Raw genomic sequence first — 18,601 nt, 5'->3', positions numbered from 1 at the left:
TGTGCGTGCGGCACGGTCCCCCCACGTATGGGGTCGGAATCGTTCGACCTCACCCCTGGGAGGCTCGGTTGCGCGCACCGGTTATCGAGACCGATCGGTCTGATGAGAAGTGTGTTGCCACACCGGTTGTCGATGATCACCACGATACCGAGCATCGAATCACTCGCAAGGGACGCGCGATCACCGTGCGCGTTGCCGCTCTCGGCGTGAATCAGGGGTACGCGCTCATTTTCGGTGACAGCTCGCAATTGACGAACTGCTTGGTTCGAATCCACTCGAGGTGTCTGTACGGGGACGCCCTGGGGTCCGATGATTGCGACTGCGGCCCCGAATTGAACCTGGCCTTGGACATGATCCAGCGGGAGGGTCGTGGGGTTCTGATCTATCTGGAACAGGAAGGCCGCGGAGCGGGATTGGTCAACAAGGCCCGCGCTTACCAATACAGCCAGGACCACGGCGCCGACACCTTCGACAGCTATCGCCGGCTCGGACTGCCGGTCGATTCCCGGCGCTACACCGGCGCGGCGCAGGCGCTGAAAGACCTGGGCATCGACCGGATCCGCTTGTTGACCAACAATCCGGACAAGGTCCACGACGTGCGCGCGGCAGGATTACAGGTCGAGATGACCTCGCTGTGGACCCTCCCGCAGAACCGGCACGTCCACCGCTATCTCGAGGCCAAGCGCGCACACCGAGGCCATGTGTTGCCGGCGTCCTGGGAGTCCTACAAATGGGCGGATCGGCTGATACAGGGCGGAGCGCTGATGGTGTTCGGGGTCAGCTGCGCGGTACTGGCTTCCCTCGCGCGCTCGGCGATACTGACGGTCTGGGAGCGCATGTCGCCGACGGGTGAGGTGCCCGTCGGCGCCTTCGTCGCCGCTGCCGTCGGCGTCGCCGCGATGCTGGGTCTGGTTATCGGCCAGCGCGGGTCGGCTCGGTGGCGGCTGCTCAAGGGGCGGCTGGCGTCGCGCTTCGCGTTCCTGCGATTGGGGTAGGGCGTTCGCCCAGATGGATATTCGGCCCGTTTTGTCTGGATGAGGGTGGGAACCCGACCGCTCCGCCATAATTGCCGAAGGCAGGGCGGCAGGTGGTCAGGCGTGAAAGAGCTTCAGGCAACCGCACATTCGTTGTTCCGCAACGGGCGCGAGTTGCGAGTGCGGGTGACCGAAGTGCGTGACGAGACCGGCATCGGGCACATGCTCATCTTCGGGGAGCCCGTCGATGGCTGCCTGGTACGCATCCATTCGCGTTGCCTCTACGGCGATGTCCTCGCCTCGCAGGACTGTGATTGTGGGCCGGAACTCGCCATGGCCATGGACCTGATCCAGCAGGAAGGCGGCCAGGGGGTCCTGTTCTATCTCGAACAGGAGGGTCGCGGCGAGGGGCTCGAGGTCAAGGCCATGGGGTTGCACATCGGCGAGGAAACCGGGGTCGATACCTTCGACGCCTATCGCGCGCTGGGGCATCCCGACGACAGGCGTACCTATGATCACGCGGCGTTCGCGCTGGCGGCGTTGGGTCTACGGTCGGTCCGGTTGATGACCAACAACTTCGACAAGGTCGCTGCGGTCGAGCGCGCGGGCCTGGCCGTCACGGCGGTGCCGCTCGTGACCGAACCGCAGAACGAGCGCGCCGCGCAGTACATGGCGGCGAAGGCCAAGCGCCGCACCGCGTATCCGGGTCACGCGGGGATCGGCGCCGGGTCGACACCGGCCAATTGACAATTCCGGTCACCACTCTGACCGATGTAGCCCGCGACACAGTCGGGAAAGTCTGGTTACGATGAGTGAGCCGCGCCACAGGTGACGCGTGGCCATCGCGTGATCGGGTTGGTCGTGGTCTCGGACTTCAGGTTCGCGCGGGTGGACGCGCGGGTGGACGGTGAAGCGAGAGGCTATCGGGAAAAGGGCTTATGACGACTGACATCGGGTATGCGCACGCATCTGGGAAGACCGTTCACACGATTCCGGAGGCATTTCAGGAAACCTTGACGCTGCGACCGGGGCAGGTGGCATTGCGGACCGTGGGCGGGACGCGGCAGTTCACCTGGCGTGAGTACGGGGAGCGGGTGCGCAGTATCGCCGCCGGGTTGGCGGCACTCGGGGTGGGGCGCGGGGACGCGGTGGGGATCATGCTCACCAATCGGCCGGAGTTCAATCTGGTCGACACCGCGGCGCTGCACCTGGGGGCGACGCCGTTCTCGATCTACAACACCAGCTCCCCCGAGCAGATCGCGCACCTGTTCACCAATGCCGAGAACGCGGTGGTGATCACCGAACCGGCGTTCCTGGACGTGGTGCGCGGCGCGGGCGTGGAACTGGAACACATTGTGCTGGTGGAGGGTTCCGCGGCGGGCACGCTGACCTTGGCCGAGGTCGAGGCCGCCCCGCTGGCCGACTTCGACTTCGACGCCGCCTGGCAGGCCGTGCGTCCTGACGATGTGGCGACGCTGATCTACACCTCCGGCACCACCGGCCCGTCCAAGGGCGTGGAGCTGACCCACCGCAATGTGGTCGCCCAGATCGTGGGCCTGGTCGAGGGCCCGCTGACCGTCGGCCTCGACGACCGTTCGGTGTCGTATCTGCCGGCCGCCCATGTGGCCGACCGCATTTCCGGTCACTGCGCCAACCTGTTCACCGGCGTCCAGATGACGTGCGTGCCCGATCCGCGCGAGATCGCCGCCGCCCTGCCCGACGCCCGCCCCACCGCGTTCTTCGGCGTGCCGCGGGTGTGGCAGAAGATCAAGGCCGGCATCGACGCCAAGCTCGCCACCGAGGCCAGCCCGGTGAAGAAGGCGCTCGCCAATTGGGCGATCGGGGTGGGCGCGCAGGCCGCGCGCGCCGACCTGGCCGGCACCGGCCGCGGCGCCCTGCTCGATGTACAGCACAAGCTGGCCGACGCGCTGGTGCTGTCGAAGCTGCGGCACGCGCTGGGCTTCGACGAACTGCGGGTGGCCGCCTCCGGCGCCGCGGCGATCCCGCCCGAGACCCTGGAATATCTGCTGGGCCTGGGCTTCACCGTCACCGAGGTGTGGGGTATGTCCGAGACCAGCGGTGTCGGCACCTACACGCCGCTGGCCAAGCCCAAGCCGGGCACCGTCGGCATTCCGCTGCGCGGGGTCGAGGTGCGCCTGGCCGAGGACGGGGAGCTGCTGCTGCGCGGCGGCATCGTCACCCACGGCTACCGCAAGATGCCCGACAAGACCGCCGAGGCCATCGACTCCGACGGCTGGCTGCACACCGGCGACGTGGCCACCATCGACGGTGACGGCTACATCAGCATCGTCGACCGCAAGAAGGAACTCATCATCACCGAGGCGGGAAAGAACCTGTCTCCCACCAATATCGAGAACACCGTGAAGGCGGCGTCCTCGCTGGTCGGTCAGGTGGTGGCGATCGGTGACGCCAAGCCGTTCATCTCCGCGCTGATCGTGCTGGACCCCGATATCGCGGTGGTGCGGGCCAAGGCGCTCGGCATCCCCGACGCGGACCTGAAAACCCTGGCCGCGCACCCGGAGATCATCGCCGAGGTCAAGTCCGCGATCGCCGCCGCGAACACCAAGCTCAACCGGGTCGAGCAGATCAAGCGGTTCACCATCCTGGACCTGGGCTGGGAGCCCGGCGGTGACGAACTCACCCCGACCCTCAAGCTCAAGCGCAACCCGATCGCGGCCAAGTACGCGACCGAGATCGCCGCGCTGTATCTGACCCCGGCGCCCGAAGGCGTGATCAACATGAGCTGATCCCGGATTCACCTCCGGAATCGATGTGGGCCTGGACGTATCGTCCAGGCCCACAGCCGTTCTCAGCCGCGGGCGGCGACGTGGATGACGCGGGCGAGCCGGTCGCTCATCGCCTCGGCGATCCGGCCCATGCGGGTGTGACTGTGCTCGGCGGTGTCGTATTCGACCTGCACGGTCAACCGCCCGCCGACGGTGAAGATCGTCATCTTCGGCGGCATGCCCGCCGCCATCGCGAACACCTCGTCGCGCACGAACTCCAGACTCCGCGGCATCGGATGCGCGGGCAGCCGGCCCATATTCGACAAGGCGATCGCCGGGGGCTGCGACAGCATCGCCGCCAACTGCGGGTCGAGGCGACGCTGCGAGCCGCGCATGAACAGCGCTGGGAAGCGGGTCTCGAGCATGACCCGCATCGTCGCGTCGACGACCGCGCCCACCGCCAGCGGGTCGGCGTCCCTGTCGACCGGTGCCGGAGTCCCCGCACCCGAAGCGCAATTCAGGATCGCCGATACCGCCAGTCGCGGTGACGTTTCCGGCCGCAGGTCTGCGGCGTGCCCGCACATCAGCGGGATCGGCCCGTCCCCGGCGATCTCGCCACGCACCGCCGCCAGCGCCGCCCCGGCCAGCACACTGTTGACCGAGATCCCGCGCCCGCGAGCGACATCGACCAATTCGGCGGTGTGCCGCGGGGACAACTCGATGCGCCGCAACGCCAGTCGCCCGCCCGGGTCGCCGATCCCGTCGCCGTCGTGGGGCAGCGTGCGCGGCGCGTCCTGCGGCGCTGCCACCGCGATCTCCTGTCCCAGCTGCGCGAGGAACCCGTCGACCTGCGCGTCGGTGACGGTCCGCGCCAGCAGCTCGTCGACCCCGCCGATCAGCTCTCGATCCGAATCGTGCGGCGGCAGTGCCGTTCCCGCCGCGTGCGCGGTGTAGCGCCGCCACATCTCCTCGAGCAGCGCGAACGCCGAGCGCCCGTCGCTGATCCCGTGATGGATGACCAGCACGACCCGGCTCTCCCGTGCGCCGCGCAGCAGCACCGCCCGGAACAGTCCCGCGTCCCAGTCCTGCGGGCTGTTCACCAGATCCCAGTACTCGTCCACCCCGCCCGCGCGCACCGACAGCGGCGGTGTCACGCGTTCCTCGGCTGCGAACCTCGCCACCCCGTCCACGGTGTGTACGCGACTGCGCAGCAGCACGTGCCCGTCGGCGAGTTCGGTGAGCACCCGCCGCAGGATGCCCGCGTCGACCTCGCCGCGCACGGCGGAACCGATGAACAGCGGCATCCCGCCGATCGGCACGCTGCCCAGGCGGGCATCGGCGGCGAAATATCCGGATTCGAAGGGAGACAACGGTCGTTGCGCAGTCATGTCGGGCTCGTTCTTCCGTGTGATGGATCGGCCATCTCCGACCATACACACGTTTCACACATCTGTTCAAAACAATTGTTTGAAACGCGCGTCACAAACGGTTGTTCGCCCCGCTGTTAGGCTGTGCCGCGTGGGAACCCGTGAAGACCTGCTGGCCGCCGCCAAGCACTGCCTGGCCGAGCGCGGCTACGCCCGCACCACCGTGCGCGACATCGTCGCCGCGTCCGGAGCCAACCTGGCGGCCATCAACTACCACTTCGGCACCCGCGATCGACTGCTGAACCAGGCCATGCTCGAGGCCACCGCCGCCGCGGTCTCCCACATCCTCGACTCGTTGCCCGCCGCAGACTCCGGCGACGCGTCCGCGCGCCTGAACACCTTCTGGCAGCGGCTGATCGACTCCTTCACCGGCGACCGCGTGATCTGGGCCGCCAATGTCGAATCGATGGCCCAGGCCATGCACTCCCCCACCCTGCGCGCGGAAATCGGTGCGGCACAGGAACAGGCGCGCGCGGGACTGTCGGCCGACCTCGGCGGCGGCGACCCGGCCGTCGGCGCGGTCCTGCAAACCCTGATCGCGGGCCTGCTCGTGCAATACCTGATCGACCCCGAGCACGCGCCCGCCGCCGAAGACCTCGCGGCCGGACTGCGCGGCCTGGCCGACCGCACGGCCGCCGAGTAGCGACCCAGGACATGACTGTGGCCCCGAGCGAAACGCTCGGGGCCACAGTCGGTTCGGCGTGAACCGCCTACTTCTGCTCGTGCGTGCCGATCAGGGTGGCGCGCCCGATGGCGTTCATGAACAGGTTGAAGCCCAGGTAGGCGGGCGAGGCATTCTCGTCGACCTCGAGCCGCTCCACACCTACCGCGTGCACCACGACGAAATACCGATGCGCGCCGTGCCCGGCGGGCGGGAACGCGCCCGTGTACTCGTGCAGCCCGGCGTCATTGCGCAGGTGCAGCGCCCCGGCCGGCAGCGAGCCGCCCTTGCTGGCCTGCCCGGTCTCGAGGCTGGTTGTGGTGACCGGCACGTTGGCCAAGACCCAGTGCCAGAAGCCGGAGGCCGTCGGCGCGTCCGGGTCGTACATGGTGACGGTGAAACTCTTGGTCTCGGCGGGGAATCCGGACCAGCTCAGCTGCGGGGAGATGTCGGCGCCGCCCGCACCGGCCAGCGCGCTGACCTGATCGAGCGCCAGCGGCTTGCCTTCGCTGATGTCGGTGGAGGTCAGGGTGAATTCCGGCAGCTGCGGCAGCGCGGCGTACGGGTTGTACGAATAGTCGGGCACGAGCAGTCCTTTCGAATCGTCAGCTGTGCAACAGGAAGTGTTCCAGCACGCGGGTGCCGAATTCGAGCGCCTCCACCGGAACCCGCTCGTCGACCCCGTGGAACAGGGCCGAGAAGTCCAGTTCCGGCGGCAGTCGCAGCGGCGCGAACCCGAAGCAGCGGATTCCCAGCTTGGCGAAGGCTTTCGCGTCGGTGCCGCCCGAGAGCATGTAGGGCACGGTGCGCCCGGCCGGGTCGTGGGCCAGGATGGCGTCGTTCATGGCGTCGACGAGGTGCCCGTCGAAGGTGGTCTCGTAGGAGTCGAGTTTGGTGATCCACTCGCGCTCCACGTCCGGGCCGATGAGCGCGTCGACCTCCTTCTCGAATTCGGCTTGGCGGCCGGGCACCACGCGGCAGTCGACGACCGCCTCGGCGGTCTGCGGGATCACGTTGGCCTTGTAGCCGGCCTGCAGCATGGTGGGGTTGGCGGTGTCGCGCAGCGTCGCGCCGATGATGCGGGCGATGGTGCCCAGCTTGGCCAGCTGATCCTCGATTCCCGGTGCGGTGGGATCGAATTCGAGACCCGACTCCTCCGAGACCGCGGCCAGGAATTCGGCCACCGAATCGGAGACCACCAGCGGGAAGGTGTGGGTGCCCAGTCGCGCCACCGCCTGCGACAGGATCGTCACCGCGTTGTCCTCGTGCAGGAACGAGCCGTGCCCGGCACGGGCCTTGGCGCGCAACCGCATCCAGCCCAGGCCCTTCTCGGCGGTCTCCACCAGGTACAGCCGGCGTTCCTCGCCGTCGGGCCGCGGAACCGTGAGCGAGAACCCGCCGACCTCGCCGACGGCCTCGGTGACACCCTCGAACAGATCGGGGCGGTGCTCGACCAGCCACTGGCTGCCCCAGCGTCCACCGTTCTCCTCGTCGGCGACGAACGCCCACACGATGTCGCGCGGCGGGACGGTGCCCTCGATCTTGAACTGGCGGGCCACCGCCAGCATCATGCCGACCATGTCCTTCATGTCGATGGCGCCGCGACCCCACACGTAGCCGTCGCGGACCGCCCCGGAGAACGGGTGCACGCTCCAGTCGGAGGCCTCGGCGGGCACCACGTCCAGATGCCCGTGCATCATCAGCGCGCCGCGCGAGGAGTCCGCGCCCCGCAGCCGCGCGAACACGTTGCCGCGGCCCGGCGCCCCGGATTCGACGTATTCGGTCTCGTACCCGGCGGCCTCGAGTTGCTCGGCCACCCACTGCGCGCATTCACGCTCGCCCTTGGTGGTTTCCAGTTCGCCGGTATTGGAGGTGTCGAACCGAATCAGCGCGCTGACCAGGTCCACGACTTCCGACACGGCACGGGGGGTGTGGGTTTCGGCGGTTTCGGACACGTCACAGTCCTACCACCTCCGCGGGCCCGCGTGTCGGCCCGCCGCCCGCCGGGGTGCGGCGCGCCGCAGGTCGGGGCGCGATCCGGGGTTGTAATCAGTGGTCGCGCAAGGTTTCCCGGTCAGCGCAGCATGCGCAGGGTGGTGGTGAGGGTGGTCAGCATCGCATCGAGCCGCTGATCGGTGATGCGGCGTTCGAGCACGTCGGGGTCGAGGCGGGTGGCGGTGGCCCACAGTTCCCCGACCCGGGACTGGACGTCGACGTCGGTGGCGGCCAGCACCCACAGCAGCGGCGGCCACAGTCGCGCCGCCTGGGCCAGGGCGGGCAGCGTGATCACGGTGGCCGGGTCGAGCCGGGCCAGCCGCCCGCCGGCGCGGCGGCGCACCTGCTCGGAGGTGCGGGCCAGGGGTTCGAGCACCCCGCGCCAGACCCCGACGTCGCTGCTGCCGTCGACGGCGTCGACGAGGGCCTCGGCGAGCTCGGGCAGCACCGGGTTGAGGGCCAGGCGGGTCAGCGCCTGCGGGCTGAGCCGGCCGATGAAGCGCAGCATGTCGTCGGTGGCGTCGGCGGCGAGGAAGGTGGTGAGCAGGTCGGCGACCGCCGAGGGCGGGGCCACCTCGAAGAGGATGTCGCCGACCGCGGCGATCACGTCGGGGGCGCAGCGCGCGAACACCGACAGCGCGGCCAGCCGTAACTCCTTGGAGCCGTGGATGACCGTGTCCAGCATCCGCGGCACCCGCTGCCCGTCGCCGGTGAGCAGTTGCCGCATCACCGCGCTGATCGATTCCGCCGAGTAGGCGTAGGCGGCCGACCGGATCAGTCCCTCGTCGTCGGGTACGCCTTCCTCGACGGCCCGGATCAGTTCGGGTGTCGCATAGGCCAGGAACGGTCCCGCGGTGATGTAGTCGCGGCGCGCGAGCAGCTCGTTGAGGATCGCCACCACCGGTTCTGGCGGGGCGTCGCCGGTGAGCTGGCCGACGGTGCGCGGGTCCAGGTACGGTCCGCAGTCCGCGGCGTAGGAGACGTCCAGGCGCAGTAGCGCTTCGATCGCCTTGTCCGGATACAGCACGCCGATCGCGCCGGCCGCGCGCCCGGTCATGGTCGGCGGCACCAGCTTCTGCACGATCGGCAGTGAGATGGCCAGCGGGATGATGGGGACGAGCTTGGCGATGCGTTCGAAGACCGGGGTGTGCCGGTCGAAGAGGTTGCCCGCCATGCGTTGCTGCAGTTCGTGCAGCCGGTGCGGGCCGAGGTGTTCGAGGTGGGCGAGCCGTTCCACCGGCACGTGCAGGGTCCGGGCCAGCAGGATGAGTTGGGCTCGCGTCACCAGTTCGGTCATAAGAGCGGCCGCACCGTGCGCGCGTGGCAACCCGTGAATTCGACTGTGGCGGACATGCTTTCCCCATTTCCCCGGATGGCCTGGGCTGGGCCCCCGGATGTCGAGGGCCCATCATAGAGGTGACCACCCGGCAAAAAGTGCAAAAAGTGCAGAGTCCCTGTACGACGTTAGGATTCGGGCCATGAGTCAACCCGCGGGATGGTATCCCGAGCGTCCCGGATCCCCAGTGCTGCGCTGGTGGGACGGCAGCCAGTGGACCAATCACACACAGCCCCAACAGCAGCCGGCGGCCCCCGCCCAGCAACCCGCCCAGCCCCAGCAGCAGTCGCAACAGCCCCAGCAGCAGTCCCAGCCGCAGCAGCGGTTCGCGTCGCAGCAGCCTGGCCAGCAGCAATACGGCCAGCAGCAGTTCGCTCAGCAGGGCGCGGGCGGGCAGCAATACGCGCAGCACCCGCAGCAGGGTTATGCCCAGCAGCCTCAGCAGTTCGCCCCGCGCAGCGAGGCCAGCCCGTGGGAGATCGAGGTCGGCAGCGCCAACAACCCCGGCGACATCCAGCGCCAGGTTCGTCAGCAGGCCGGGGTCGCGCCCGCCCAGGGTGGCGGCGGCACCGTGTTCACCGAGCCGGTGCTGGTGGTGAACCAGAAGGTCAAGTTGATCGAAATGGTCAACGAGTACAGCGTCTTCGATCAGCACGGCCGCCAGATCGGCGCGGTCGCCGAGGTCGGGCAGTCGGCGCTGAAGAAGGCCGTGCGCTTCCTGTCCAGCTACGACCAGTTCATGACCCACAAGCTCGAGATCCGCGACGCGCACGGCCAGTGCCTGATGCGCATCACCCGCCCCGCCAAGGTGTTCAAGTCGAAGTTCCTGCTCGAGCACGGCAATGGCGCGCCGATCGGGGAGATCATCCAGGACAACATGATCGGCAAGATCAACTTCTCCTTCGTGGTCAACGGTCAGCAGATCGGCGGCATCCGCGCCGAGAACTGGCGGGCCTGGAACTTCGCCATCCACGACCACACCGGTCAGGAGGTCGCCCGCATCACCAAGACGTGGGAGGGCCTGCTCAAGACCATGTTCACCTCCGCCGACAACTACGTGGTGCAGATCCACCGCCAGCTCCCGCAGCCGCTGCTGTCGATGGTGGTGGCCTCCGGTCTGGCCATCGACACCGCCCTCAAGCAGGACCAGCGCGGCTGGAACTGACCGCGCAAGCCGCGCGCAAGCCAACGCAAGCGTCCGGCAATCGGCCACCACCACAGTGGGTCACATGAACGAGACACGAGACGTGGTGGTGGTCGGGGCCGGACCGGTCGGACTCATGCTGGCCTGCGAGCTGCGCCTGGCGGGCGTGGACGTGCTGGTGGTCGAACGCCTGACCGCACCGGATAGGACGATCAAGGCAGGCGCGATCAATGTGCCCACCGCCCAGGCTCTGGACCGGCGCGGGCTGCTGCCGCGGATGCGCGAGGTGCAGCAGGCGGCCATGGGCCGCATGGGCCAGATGTTCGGCGGCATGAAGCAGATACAGGCCGCGCCGGTGCGCCGGCCCGCGGGCGCGCACTTCGCCGGAATCATGCTCTGGCAGGACAATATCGACGGCGAGGACCCGGCCTTCGCCGATATCGGCCCGGCCGGTGACGTCCGCTTCATCGATCAGCAGTCCATCGAGGCCATGCTGGCCGAACGCGCCGCCGAACTCGGGGTGCCCGTGCGTCGCGGTGTCGAGGTGACCGGATTCGCCGACGACGGCATCGGCATCACCGTGCAGTGCGGTGACCACGGCATTCGCGCGAGCTGGCTGGTCGGCTGCGACGGCGGCCGCAGCACCGTGCGCAAGCTCGCCGGGTTCGAATTCCCGGGCCTGGACCCCGAAATCACCGGCCGCCAGGCGCTGGTCGAGATGACCGGGGCGGAGAACGTGCCCCTGGGCTGGCACACCACCCCCACCGGCATCTTCGTCAACGGCCCGATCCCCGGCCGCTTCCTGACCGTCGAACTCGACGGCCCGCCCGCCGACCGCACCACCCCCATCACCGCGCAGGAACTCGAGGACAGTTTCGAACGCGTCACCGGTGTGAAAGTGTCCATTTCCCGGGTGATCTCGGCGACCCGTTTCACCGACAACACCCGCCAGGTCCCCGACTACCGCAAGGGCCGTGTCCTGCTCGCCGGCGATGCCGCCCACGTGCATTCGCCGTTCGGCGGTCAGGGCCTCAACCTCGGCGTCGGCGACGCGGTCAACCTCGGCTGGAAGCTGGCCGCCGTCATTCGTGGCCGCTCCCCGGAATCGTTGCTGGACACCTACACTCGCGAACGCCATCCGATCGGCGCCTGGGTGCTGGACTGGACCCGCGCGCAGGTCGCGCTCATGCGCACCGACCCGCGCAGCCGTGCCCTGCGCGCGGTCACCGCCGATCTGCTCGACACCCGCGCCGCCACCACCCGGGTGCTGACCAAGATCTCCGGCGTCCTGCACCGCTACGACCTGGGCAGTGCCGATCCCCTGGTCGGCAAGGCCGCCCCCGACTTCGAGCTGGCCGACGGCACCCGCGTCGCCGACCATTTCGCCTCCGGCGCAGCGGTTCTGCTCGACCTGACCGATTCCCCGGACCTGCGCGAGCGGGTGGCCCCGTGGTCGGATCGGGTCACGGTCGTCTCCGCCAAGCCCGCCCAGCCGCGCGAACCGCTGGCCCTGTTGATTCGTCCCGACGGCATCGTGTGCTGGACCTCGGCCGAACCGCACGCCCTGGACCTCGCGCTCACGACGTGGTTCGGCGATCCGCTCTGACCCGATCGGGCGGTGACCGATGATCGTCCCGGCGCGGGTGGCGGGATCCGGTGAGTGGGACCGGCGTTTTCGGTCCGCGCACGGTGCTGGTTCCGTTCGCGGTAGACGAGACGGAAGGACGGTGCGGTCGTGGTCGATGCGGGGTTGTCGTGGGATGTCGAGGCCGACGTGGTGGTCGTGGGGTTCGGTGGGGCCGGGTGCGCGGCCGCCATCAGCGCCCATGACGCCGGGGCGCGAGTGCTGGTGCTGGACAAGGAGTCCGGCGCCCGCGCCGGCGGCAGCACCCGGGTCTCGGGCGCGGTGTGGTTCGACAACCAGGACCCCGAGCGGGCCGCTGTCTATCTGCGCAGTCTCAGCGCCGGGCGCCCGATCCCCGAGCCCGTGATCGAGGTGTGGGCCCGCGAGACCGCCCGCAACAGCGAGTGGATGGAAAGCCTCGGCATCCCCGTCGGGGTGGCGGTCACCCCGCCGCCGGAGTTCCCCGACCTCGAAGGCAGTGATGTCATGCGCGGCTGGGTCGGCGTCGAGGGCCGCATGGGCGATGGCCTGCTGTGGGCGGCCCTGTCGGGCGCGGTCCACGCCCGCGGCATCGAGGTGCGCCTGGGCACCCCCGCCCGTGAACTGATCACCGACCAGGGCGCGGTCCTCGGTGTGCTGGCCCTGGGCCCCAACGGCACCGCACTGCGCGTGCGAGCCACCCGCGGCGTCGTGCTGGCCACCGGCGGCTTCGAAGCCAACCCCGACATGGTCCGCGACCACCTGCGCCTGACCGACCCGGTGGTGTGGGGCACTCCGGCCGCCACCGGCGACGGTCTGCGCATGGCCCTCGCGGCCGGAGCCGACCTGTGGCACATGTCCAACATGATGACCCTCGCCGGCCTGCGCGCCCCCGGCCACGAAGCCGGCTTCTACACCGCATTCCCCAGCACCAACGCCTTCATCTACGTGGGCTTCGACGGCCGCCGCCTGTGCAACGAGCGCGTCGCGCTCGGTCACGGCCACGCCCGCATCAACGGCTCCTACCAGCTGTTCCCCACCACCCCCATGCACATCGTCTTCGACGAATCCGCCCGCCGCGCAGGCCCGATCGTCCCCGGCCGCGAACGCCTGGCCGTCGGCTGGGCCACCCTCGTCGAAGGCTACGACTGGAGTTCGGACAATTCCGTCGAGATCGCCGCCGGGTGGATCCACCGAGCCGACACCATCGAGGAACTGGCCGCCCTACTCGACGTCGACCCGGAGGTCCTGCGCGGCACCGTCGACCGCTACAACGCCGCCTGCGCGACCGGAACCGACGATCAGTTCGCCCGCCCCGCGAAGACCCTGTCCCCCCTCGCCGAAGCCCCCTACTACGCCTTCACCAGCGCTCCCTTGCTGGCCTGGAGCAACGGCGGGCCCCGCCGCAACGAAAACGCCCAAGTCCTGGACCCTTTCGCCAACCCCATCCCCGGCCTCTACGCCGCGGGCAACGTCAGCTCGACCTACTCGTGGTGCAAGGACGGCGGCTTCCACATCGCCGATGCCCTGGCCTTCGGCCGCGTGGCCGGATCCGCCGCGGCCCGCGCCCCGGAAGCCGGGTAGCCGTCGCCGAGGTCTTTCGCCGACGGTCCGCGCTCGAGCTGGATACATACCTCGCGGTCAGTGTCTGAGGAATTTGTGCGTACTTGTGGGGCAACGCCGTTGGCGGCAGCCTCGATCACAGCGCGCGCTGCCCAGTCCTCGACCATGCGAGCAGGAGTTGTCCCGCAATGACGAATATTCAGTACAGCCCGGTCACCGTCCTCGGACTCGGGGCGATGGGCCGCGCGCTGGCGGTGCGATTCGTGACCGCCGGCGTCCCGACCACCGTGTGGAACAGAACGCCGGGCCGTGACGCGGAAGTCGTAGCGGCAGGCGCGGTTCCGGCCGCCACGGCGGGTGCGGCGGTTCGCGACGGCGAGCTGATCGTCACCGTGTTGCTCGATCACGCGTCGGTGCACGAGACGCTCGACCCGGTCGCCGCCGAACTGGCCGGCAAACAGTGGCTCAACCTGACCAGCACCACCCCTGAGCAGTCACGGGAATTGGCCGCGTGGGCCGCCGCCCGGGGCATCGATTTTCTCGACGGCGGGATCATGGCGGTGCCCGCCATGATCGGCGGGCCCGGCTCGAGCATCCTCTACAGCGGGTCGGACACGGTGTTCCAGGCGCAGCGGCCGACTCTCGAATTGCTGGGATCCGCCGAGCATTTCGGGTCCGACGCGGGCATGGCGGCACTGTGGGACTTCGCGCTGCTGTCGTCGATGTACGCGATGTTCGGCGGGTTCTTCCAGGGTGCGGCCCTGATGGGTGCGGCCGGGGTCACGGCCTCGGAGTTCGCGACCCGTGCGGCCGCCTGGGTGGCGGCCATGACGCAGTCGCTGCCGGCCTTCGCCGAGATCATCGACGGCGGCGACTACACCGCCGATGTCTTCCAGGATCTGGTCTTCACCAAATCCGCGCTCGATGCCCTGCGCGGCGCGGCAGCCGACGCCGGGGTCGGTTTCGAACCACTCGGCGGTCTCGCCGCACTGGTGGATCGCCAGATCGAGGCCGGTCACGGCGCGGCCGCCTTCGAACGGACCGTCGAGGAGCTGCGCGCCACGACGTCCTCGCGCCGATAACCCTTGTCGCGGGCCGTGATTCCCGGCCTACGACACTCCATCGGGCTATTCGGCCCGAGCCGTAAGCGCTGTCAGCTCCTCACGCAGCCCCAGGTCGGCGACCTGCGCCAAGACCGCCGGATCCAATTGCGAGACCGCGGAGGCGAATTCACTGGCCACGGCCGGTTCGGTGCGGTTCGCCAGTGCCAGCAGGCCCCGCCACACCGCGGGCTCGGTGGAGCCGTCGACCGCGTCGACGAGGGCCGCGATCAGGTCGGGCTCGGCGACGATCGGGTTGGCGGCCAGCAGATCCAGCGCCGAGGGACTGAATTCGGCGACGAAACGCAACGTCTCCGGCATCGCGCCGGCGGCGAAGAAAGTCCGGACCAGGTCGGCGATCTCCTCGGTCGAACCCAGCTCGAAGAGAATGTCGCCGATCGGAGTGACGACATCGCTGTCACAGCGGGCGAAGACCGACAACGCCGCCAACCGCAGCTCCTGGGAACCATTCAGGATGGTGTGCACCAGTTTCGGAATGCGCCGTCCCGGACCGGACAGCAGGTGCCGCACGATCACGCTGATATTGGTCCCGGAGTAGGAGTAGGACGCCGAGCGGATCAAGCCCTCGTCATCGTGCACGAGCTCCTCGACCCCCCGCACCAATGTCGGTGTGGCGTAGGCCAGAAACGGTCCCGCGGAGATGTGGTCCCCGCGCGCGAGCAACTCGTTGATGATCCGCATGACCGGCTCGACCGGCGCTATCTCGGCGAGCTGGCCGACACTGTGCGGGTCGACGTAGGGCACCGCCTGGGCGGCGTAGACGGGGTCGAGCAGGCTGACCGCCTCGGCGGCCTTCTGCGGGTGGTCGACCGCGATCGCGCCCGCGGCCCGCCCGGCCATCACCGGCGGCACCACGCGCTGCACGATCGGGATCGAGATGCTCAGCGGAACGATCGGCACCAGCATCGACAGCCGCGAGAAGATCGCGTTGTGCGCGGCGAACATCACCGTCGCCATCCGCTGCTGCAATTCGTGCAGGTTCGCCGCGCCCAGCTGCTCCAGATGGGCCAGCTGCTCCTCGGGCACGTGCAGAGTCCGCGACAGCAGGGTGATCTGCGCGCGGGTCACCAGATCGCTCATCGCCCCTACCCGAGCTTGTTGCCGAACATGATCTTCTTCGCGACCGTGCGCAACGGCCACGGCAGCGCGCCGACGGTCTTGTCGACCGCCTCCACCATGGCCAGGTTCTCGGTGCGCTGTGCCTGCTGGAACACCGCCAGCAGATCGGCCGTCTCGGCCTCGTTCAACTGATCGAGCGCGGCCAGCGGCCCGCCCAGTTCCTGTTCCAGTTCGGCTCTGGCACCCACTGATTCGTCCCCATCCCCCGGAATGATCCGGATCACTCCGCTTGTGCGTACCCCAATCTCTACCAAGGTCGACGGCCGTGCGCCAGACCGGTGCGGGCACGAATTCGGTCAATTGAGGTCGGGTGCAAGCAGTTCGACGGCGGGCCGGGGCCGGTCGCCGCCCCGATCGGTGCGGAATTCGACCCGACAGACCCGGTCCGGGCGACCGAACGATGCGGACCACGCCCGGTTGTCCGGGTCTTTCGCGGCTGTTCACGTGGTGTTGGCGTCGGAGGTGCCGACGGTAACCCGGTACCCTGCACGATCGGCCTCGTGCGCATCGTTCAGCTGGCGAACTTCTACGGTCCGCGCTCGGGTGGGTTGCGAACCGCACTGCATCACCTCGGCGCGGGCTACGCGGCCGCCGGACACGAGGTGGTGCTGGTGGTGCCCGGCCCGCGGCGCGCGGAGGAGGTGCTGGCCGGCGGCGTCCTGCGGATCACGCTGCCCGCGCCGGAGATTCCGTGGACGGGCGGCTATCGCGCCGCGGATCCGCGCCGCGTCGCCGACACCCTGTCGGGTTTGCGCCCGGACGTACTGGAGGTGTCGGACCGGTTGACGTTGCGCGGTTTCGGCCGCTGGGCGCGCCGTCGCGACATCGCGGGGGTGATGATCTCCCACGAACGCCTCGACCGGCTGCTGGGCCAGGTGCTGCCCGGCCCGCTGGCCCGCCGCGCCGCCGACGCCGCCAACCGGCGCACCGCCGCGACCTACGACGTGGTCGTGTGCACCACGGAGTTCGCGCGCGAGGAATTCCAGCGCATCGACGCCGCCAATGTCGAACTGGTCCCCCTCGGGGTGGATCTGGACATGTTCCGGCCCGACCGCCACGACCACCGCCTGCGCACCGATCTGGGCGCCGACGACTACCCGCTGCTGGTGCACTGCGGCCGGCTCTCGGTCGAGAAGCGCGTCGACCGCAGCATCGCCGCGGTCGGGGCGCTGCGCCGCCGCGGCCTGGACGCCCGCCTGGTCGTCGCCGGTGACGGCCCCCGCCGCGAAGCCCTGGAGCGGCGCGCCCGCACCATCCCGCCGCTGCCCGACGGCCGCCCCACCGTCCACTTCACCGGATTCATCGACGACCGGACGACATTGGCGACCCTGCTGGCCACCGCCGATGTCTCGCTGGCGCCGGGCCCGCACGAAACCTTCGGACTGGCCGCGCTGGAAGCTCTCGCCGCCGGCACCCCGGTCGTGGTGAGCCGCTCCTCGGCGCTGGCCGACATCATCACCGCCGAAGCGGGCGCGGTGGCAGCCGACCATCCGCGCGCCTTCGCCACCGCCGTCACCGACGTCCTGGCCCGCCCGCGCGCCGAACGCCGCCGCGCCGCCCGCCACCGGGCCGAGCAATTCACCTGGCCCGCAGCGGTTTCCGGAATGCTGGACCTGCTCGGGCCGAGCTGACGAGGTCAGTCGCGGGTCGGATCCGGCTGCCAGGGCAGGTACTCGCGCCCCTCGGCCGCGGCCGCGTTCTTCGACGAATTCAGCTGGTAGGGCGTGATTCCGCCGGGTTGCCACGGCCCCGCAGAGCCCGCGGCGACCGCGACCCCGTCCTTGGGTACCAGCCCGATCTCGGTGCGCACCACCGTGATCGGGCGGTCGGCGAGGGAGAACCAGTCCAGGTCCAGGAAGTCGTGGCTGCCCGCGGTGAGGGCCCCGCGCCGCATGGCGTCGCCGAGCCGGGTGGCCATGCCCGCGGTGCTCAGGTGGCCGGCGTCGGCTTCGAACAGGCCCGCGCCCGCACGCAGGTACCCGGTCTCGAACAGCGAGATCACCATGGCCAGCAGGCTGAACGCGCGCGGGTCGTCATTGGCGCGGGCCATGAACGCGAACACCTCGATCTCGTTCTCGAGGGTGGTGCCGTAGCCGGCGAGCACGTGCACCCAGTCGTGCTGGGCCAGCAGCGGCGGCGCGGAACCGGGCAGGCCCGGGGTCACGAAGCCGCGATCGCGATAGAAGTCGGCGACGCCACGACCCAGCGTGCCGACCGGCAGCTCCCACAGCTGGGCCCAACGCCCGGCCAGCCCGGCATCGTCGGTGACCGCGCTCCACGAGCTGTCCAGGCCCTCGGTGTGCAGCGCGTCCAGCCGCAGCGTGTCGGTGTTGCCCAGATACCCGTTGCGGGTGAAGTCGACCGCGGCCAGATCCACCGCGCCCTCCGCGTAGCGCTGGGCGACCTCGATCATGTCGTCGTCGACGCCGAGGGCGTCGGCGAACTCCCGCAACTGCTTCCCGGTCGCCTCGGGCAAGGGCCGCACCACCAGCGCCGCCAGCAGCATGGTTTGCACGACCCGCTCCCGGAAGATCCGATTGCGCCGCGCCATGCCCGCCGCGAACTCCGCGGCCCCGATCGGCGTCACCTCGGCCAATTCCACTCGATGCCCGGTCATCGACAGGAACAGCGCCGGAATCAGCAACTGCTGCAGGGGCGTGAGCCCCTGATCGCAGGTCGCCGCACTCACCACACCCCGCGCCAGGAACCGCACCTCGGCGGCATCCGGCGGCGTGAGCAGCACCTCAGTCATCTCCCACAGCCTCCACACGAGTCAGGGACCGAACGGCCCGCCCCATTCTGGCCGCGAAAACCCATCAGCTGCCGCTCATTTCACTCTCGGCGTAGCCCCGGCCCGCCGGTGCGTGGCATTGGGGGGCGCGCCGATTCCTTTGCGCGGTGAGCGAGGTCT

The 18,601-nt window shown here is 69.6% G+C and carries 16 protein-coding genes; 9 read left to right on the top strand and 7 right to left on the bottom strand.

What is annotated here, in order from left to right; genetic code table 11:
- Positions 1-5 precede the first annotated feature (5 nt).
- From ACYVKL_RS28245 to ACYVKL_RS28235, 3 genes are all read left to right on the top strand, one after another.
- The gene (locus ACYVKL_RS28245) at positions 6-995 is read left to right on the top strand and encodes a GTP cyclohydrolase II (RefSeq protein ID WP_379166166.1); all 990 of its coding nucleotides are present in this window, start codon (positions 6-8) and stop codon (positions 993-995) included.
- 174 nt (positions 996-1,169) lie between these two features.
- Positions 1,170-1,721 (top strand): GTP cyclohydrolase II, encoded by a 552-nt coding sequence (locus ACYVKL_RS28240; protein ID WP_379166165.1) that lies wholly within the window; start codon positions 1,170-1,172, stop codon positions 1,719-1,721.
- 191 nt (positions 1,722-1,912) lie between these two features.
- Positions 1,913-3,742 (top strand): AMP-dependent synthetase/ligase, encoded by a 1,830-nt coding sequence (locus ACYVKL_RS28235; RefSeq protein ID WP_379166164.1) that lies wholly within the window; start codon positions 1,913-1,915, stop codon positions 3,740-3,742.
- Between the two features lie 62 nt (positions 3,743-3,804).
- Here ACYVKL_RS28235 and ACYVKL_RS28230 read toward each other — a convergent pair whose 3' ends face one another.
- On the bottom strand, positions 3,805-5,109 hold the full coding sequence (locus ACYVKL_RS28230; protein ID WP_379166163.1) for a phthiocerol/phthiodiolone dimycocerosyl transferase family protein: 1,305 nt from the start codon (positions 5,107-5,109) through the stop codon (positions 3,805-3,807).
- 130 nt (positions 5,110-5,239) lie between these two features.
- Between ACYVKL_RS28230 and ACYVKL_RS28225 the strand changes: the two genes are divergently transcribed.
- A complete protein-coding gene (locus ACYVKL_RS28225; RefSeq protein ID WP_379166162.1) occupies positions 5,240-5,791 on the top strand; it encodes a TetR/AcrR family transcriptional regulator in 552 nt (183 codons plus the stop codon).
- 67 nt (positions 5,792-5,858) lie between these two features.
- Here ACYVKL_RS28225 and ACYVKL_RS28220 read toward each other — a convergent pair whose 3' ends face one another.
- The 3 genes from ACYVKL_RS28220 to ACYVKL_RS28210 all read right to left on the bottom strand — a co-directional run bounded on the left by ACYVKL_RS28220 (position 5,859) and on the right by ACYVKL_RS28210 (position 9,101).
- Positions 5,859-6,395, bottom strand: a complete 537-nt coding sequence (locus tag ACYVKL_RS28220; protein WP_357196775.1) for a YbhB/YbcL family Raf kinase inhibitor-like protein — start codon at positions 6,393-6,395, stop codon at positions 5,859-5,861.
- Positions 6,396-6,414: 19 nt separating this feature from the next.
- Positions 6,415-7,764 (bottom strand): M20/M25/M40 family metallo-hydrolase, encoded by a 1,350-nt coding sequence (locus ACYVKL_RS28215; RefSeq protein ID WP_213555383.1) that lies wholly within the window; start codon positions 7,762-7,764, stop codon positions 6,415-6,417.
- Positions 7,765-7,883: 119 nt separating this feature from the next.
- Positions 7,884-9,101 carry a hypothetical protein gene (locus tag ACYVKL_RS28210; protein ID WP_379166161.1) on the bottom strand — a complete coding sequence of 406 codons (1,218 nt, stop codon included), beginning with the start codon at positions 9,099-9,101 and terminating at the stop codon, positions 7,884-7,886.
- Positions 9,102-9,282: 181 nt separating this feature from the next.
- Between ACYVKL_RS28210 and ACYVKL_RS28205 the strand changes: the two genes are divergently transcribed.
- The 4 genes from ACYVKL_RS28205 to ACYVKL_RS28190 all read left to right on the top strand — a co-directional run bounded on the left by ACYVKL_RS28205 (position 9,283) and on the right by ACYVKL_RS28190 (position 14,532).
- Complete coding sequence (locus ACYVKL_RS28205) at positions 9,283-10,305, top strand: LURP-one-related family protein (protein WP_379166160.1); 1,023 nt, start codon at positions 9,283-9,285, stop codon at positions 10,303-10,305.
- Between the two features lie 64 nt (positions 10,306-10,369).
- Positions 10,370-11,890 (top strand): FAD-dependent monooxygenase, encoded by a 1,521-nt coding sequence (locus ACYVKL_RS28200; protein ID WP_379166159.1) that lies wholly within the window; start codon positions 10,370-10,372, stop codon positions 11,888-11,890.
- A 129-nt stretch (positions 11,891-12,019) separates the two neighbouring features.
- Positions 12,020-13,471, top strand: a complete 1,452-nt coding sequence (locus ACYVKL_RS28195) for an FAD-dependent oxidoreductase (protein ID WP_379166158.1) — start codon at positions 12,020-12,022, stop codon at positions 13,469-13,471.
- Between the two features lie 167 nt (positions 13,472-13,638).
- Positions 13,639-14,532 (top strand): NAD(P)-dependent oxidoreductase, encoded by an 894-nt coding sequence (locus ACYVKL_RS28190; RefSeq protein WP_379166157.1) that lies wholly within the window; start codon positions 13,639-13,641, stop codon positions 14,530-14,532.
- A 45-nt stretch (positions 14,533-14,577) separates the two neighbouring features.
- Here the strand turns inward: ACYVKL_RS28190 and ACYVKL_RS28185 are convergent, their stop codons facing one another.
- The gene (locus ACYVKL_RS28185; RefSeq protein WP_379166156.1) at positions 14,578-15,651 is read right to left on the bottom strand and encodes a hypothetical protein; all 1,074 of its coding nucleotides are present in this window, start codon (positions 15,649-15,651) and stop codon (positions 14,578-14,580) included.
- A gap of 5 nt (positions 15,652-15,656) precedes the next feature.
- Positions 15,657-15,878, bottom strand: a complete 222-nt coding sequence (locus tag ACYVKL_RS28180; RefSeq protein ID WP_379166155.1) for a hypothetical protein — start codon at positions 15,876-15,878, stop codon at positions 15,657-15,659.
- A 312-nt stretch (positions 15,879-16,190) separates the two neighbouring features.
- On the opposite strand from ACYVKL_RS28180, the gene ACYVKL_RS28175 reads away from it, so the two are divergent.
- Entirely contained in the window at positions 16,191-17,321 is a 1,131-nt protein-coding gene (locus ACYVKL_RS28175; protein ID WP_379166154.1) for a glycosyltransferase, read from the top strand.
- Between the two features lie 5 nt (positions 17,322-17,326).
- Here ACYVKL_RS28175 and ACYVKL_RS28170 read toward each other — a convergent pair whose 3' ends face one another.
- Positions 17,327-18,442 (bottom strand): hypothetical protein, encoded by a 1,116-nt coding sequence (locus ACYVKL_RS28170; RefSeq protein WP_379166153.1) that lies wholly within the window; start codon positions 18,440-18,442, stop codon positions 17,327-17,329.
- Positions 18,443-18,601 lie beyond the last annotated feature (159 nt).

The sequence above is a fragment of the Nocardia tengchongensis genome, from assembly GCF_054781395.1.
Note: the sequence above shows the minus strand (reverse complement) of the source record. Positions and strands in the feature narration are given on the sequence as shown.

Bases quoted from the DNA above. Each gene is read 5' to 3' on its own strand.
- ACYVKL_RS28235 (WP_379166164.1), top strand. From the start codon at position 1,913: ATGACGACTGACATCGGGTATGCGCACGCATCTGGGAAGACCGTTCAC.
- ACYVKL_RS28230 (WP_379166163.1), bottom strand. From the start codon at position 5,109: ATGACTGCGCAACGACCGTTGTCTCCCTTCGAATCCGGATATTTCGCC.
- ACYVKL_RS28190 (WP_379166157.1), top strand. From the start codon at position 13,639: ATGACGAATATTCAGTACAGCCCGGTCACCGTCCTCGGACTCGGGGCG.
- ACYVKL_RS28185 (WP_379166156.1), bottom strand. From the start codon at position 15,651: ATGAGCGATCTGGTGACCCGCGCGCAGATCACCCTGCTGTCGCGGACT.
- ACYVKL_RS28170 (WP_379166153.1), bottom strand. From the start codon at position 18,442: ATGACTGAGGTGCTGCTCACGCCGCCGGATGCCGCCGAGGTGCGGTTC.
- ACYVKL_RS28205 (WP_379166160.1), top strand. From the start codon at position 9,283: ATGAGTCAACCCGCGGGATGGTATCCCGAGCGTCCCGGATCCCCAGTG.
- ACYVKL_RS28210 (WP_379166161.1), bottom strand. From the start codon at position 9,101: ATGACCGAACTGGTGACGCGAGCCCAACTCATCCTGCTGGCCCGGACC.
- ACYVKL_RS28200 (WP_379166159.1), top strand. From the start codon at position 10,370: ATGAACGAGACACGAGACGTGGTGGTGGTCGGGGCCGGACCGGTCGGA.